This is a genomic window from Nocardioides malaquae (assembly GCF_015070385.1).
GTDB classification, from domain to species: domain Bacteria; phylum Actinomycetota; class Actinomycetes; order Propionibacteriales; family Nocardioidaceae; genus Nocardioides; species Nocardioides malaquae.
On the sequence record NZ_JADCSA010000096.1, the window covers coordinates 1 to 458 of the forward strand.

General features: G+C 37.8%; 1 protein-coding gene. It reads right to left on the reverse strand.

Going from position 1 to position 458, the window contains the following annotated elements; genetic code table 11:
• Nucleotides 1-190: 190 nt before the first annotated feature.
• The coding region (locus tag IEQ44_RS17125) for a hypothetical protein (protein WP_227487610.1) at nt 191-458 on the reverse strand (268 nt) is incomplete at its 5' end.

The following is a 458-nucleotide window of genomic DNA, read 5'->3' on the forward strand; positions in this document are numbered from 1 at the left end:
TAAAACAAGCTAATTTGAATCAAAATAAAACAGAAATCTACATTCTGTGAAGATTCATTCATTCTCTGTCATTCTACATAACTGTGTAGACTTCTTGTGAATTAAGCTAAACAAGTTATCTTTGCCGGTCCTAAAATCTCTTAGAACTGACACCTGTTCGCTCCCCGGGACCCCCAAGGTTCGCTACGCCTCAGGTTGCCGGTGTAATTTGGAATTTATCACTCATCATCATCATTACCACGTCAATGATATCAAAGAACCATTTTGTGTGTAACATAGTTACCAAGTAAATCGTACCCAAAACTGTATACTTATGTAACTCTTCTTTCCTTATTTGAAAAATATAACTTTCAAATGAAATCCCATGTTGCTTACACATTGTCACTTTTACAGCACACCCTTTAAGCTTTAGACCATTATATGCCCTTATTCTGACGGGCCAGGGGGGGCGTAACTCT